Source organism: Mesorhizobium sp. M7A.F.Ca.CA.004.12.1.1 (genome assembly GCF_003997835.1).
Classification (GTDB): domain Bacteria; phylum Pseudomonadota; class Alphaproteobacteria; order Rhizobiales; family Rhizobiaceae; genus Mesorhizobium.
This window is the reverse complement of sequence record NZ_RZRK01001007.1, coordinates 1-1904: the sequence shown is the minus strand read 5'-3', so window position 1 is coordinate 1904 and position 1904 is coordinate 1. Positions and strand designations below refer to the sequence as shown.

General features: G+C 64.5%; 2 protein-coding genes and 1 pseudogene. 1 reads left to right on the top strand and 2 read right to left on the bottom strand.

Annotation, left to right across the window (positions count from 1 at the left end):
• The coding region (locus tag EN984_RS32900; RefSeq protein WP_206517540.1) for an aldehyde dehydrogenase family protein at positions 1 to 1375 on the bottom strand (1375 nt) is incomplete at its 3' end.
• Between the two features lie 65 nt (positions 1376 to 1440).
• Here EN984_RS32900 and EN984_RS39400 point away from each other — a divergent pair.
• Complete coding sequence (locus tag EN984_RS39400; RefSeq protein WP_281057362.1) at positions 1441 to 1572, top strand: hypothetical protein; 132 nt, start codon at positions 1441 to 1443, stop codon at positions 1570 to 1572.
• Positions 1573 to 1593: 21 nt separating this feature from the next.
• Here the strand turns inward: EN984_RS39400 and EN984_RS32895 are convergent.
• Positions 1594 to 1904 (bottom strand): annotated as a pseudogene (locus tag EN984_RS32895) (RNA polymerase sigma factor); the annotation flags it as partial.

Genomic DNA, 1904 nt, shown 5'->3' with positions numbered 1-1904 from the left:
CCGAGGTACCGATGTTGACATTGGCAATGCCGCAATCCGATCCGTCGACACCCAGGAAACGCTCGGATTCCTGCAGGTCTCGGGTGAAGATCGACGAGGACAGGCCTGCCCCCACGGCATTGTGCTCGTCGAGCACCGCGTCGAAGTCCGAATATTTCATCACGTAGAGGATCGGCGCGAAGGTCTCTTCCGTCACCGGTGACACCTGGCTTGGCATTTCGACCAGCGCCGGGTGCACGTAGTACGCATCCGGATGGCCGTTCTCGACCCGCGTGCCGCCGGTCACCTTGCCGCCATGGGCAGCGGCTTCCTTCAGCGCCTTCTGCATGGCGTCGAAGGCCGCCTTGTCGATCAGCGGCCCGACCAGCGAGGACGTCTCCAGCGGATTGCCGACAGACACACTCTCGTAGGCCTTCTTGAGGCGCGGAACCAAGGCGTCGTAGACGCTGTCATGCACGAACAGGCGCCGCAGCGTCGTGCAGCGCTGGCCGGCCGTGCCCATCGCTCCAAACGCAATCGCACGCAGCGCCATGTCGAGATCGGCGGTCGGGCAGACGATGCCGGCATTGTTGCCGCCGAGTTCCAGCACCGCGCGCGCAAAGCGCTTGGCCAGCCGCGGGCCGACGTCGCGGCCCATGCGGGTCGAGCCGGTTGCCGAAACCAGCGGCACTTTGGGGTGATCGACCAGGATCTCGCCGACGGCGCGGTCGCCGATCAGCACCGGCGCCAGGCCATCAGGTGCGTCCGCGCCGAAGCGCTCGACCGCACGCTTGAAGATAGCCTCGCAGGCAAGTGCGGTCAGCGGCGTCTTTTCCGACGGCTTCCACACCACTGCGTCGCCGCAGACCAGTGCCAGGGCGGCATTCCACGACCACACAGCCACCGGGAAGTTGAAGGCGGAAATGACGCCGACGACGCCGAGCGGATGCCAGGTTTCCATCATCCGATGGCCCGGGCGCTCGGTGGCGATGGTCAGGCCGTACAATTGCCGGGAGAGGCCTACGGCGAAATCGCAGATGTCGATCATCTCCTGCACTTCGCCGAGGCCCTCGGACGGGATCTTGCCGACCTCGATCGAGACCAGCCGGCCAAGCTCGGCCTTGTGCGTACGCAGCTCCTCGCCCAGCAGCCGCACCAGTTCGCCACGCCGCGGGCCTGGCACCATGCGCCAGGCTTGGAAGGCCTTGTGCGCGGCATCAATGATCTTAGCCGCTTCGGCCGGCGAGATCGTCCTCAGCGCCGCGATCTGCTCGCCCGTCACCGGGCTGCGCACGATCAGGTCGCCGCCGACAAGCGTCTCCTTGGCCACACCCAGTTTCGCCAGCAGTTCGGTCGTTTCCTTGCCTATCGTCATTCTTGTCCCTTTCAGATCCAGTCGCTCATAATGCATGTCGCCCAAAAGTGCCCCGCGGTTTTGGGACAACGACATGCACAAAAGGCATGCCGGTCAAAGCCTGGCGTCATGCTGCCCGCGTGCACAAAGGCACCTCAGGCACGATCATCGCGTGGCATTACTCGTTTCAAGGGAAAATCACCACCCCGGCATGGTCTAAGCCCAAACTGCACGATTGAGCCAGATGGGGCAGATGGCGCTCAGTTTGCCTTCTTGGCCGGTGGGCGTACCGCACCGTCCCTGATCAGCCGGTCGATATGCATGCGGATATGTGCCGCTTCCGCCGCCGTGTTAGCAAGCGCTATGGCGCGGTCGAAGGCGACGCGCGCCTCGTCCCCCCGGTCGAGTTGCATCAAGAGGCCCCCCTTGAGGCCGAAAAAATGGAAATAGCCGGAAAGCCGTTCTTCCAGCGGCTCGATCATGGCCAGCGCCTCTGCCGGTCCACGCACCTTCGAGACCGCGACAGCCCGGTTGAGCGTGACCACCGGCGACGGCTGCATCTGCTCCAGCA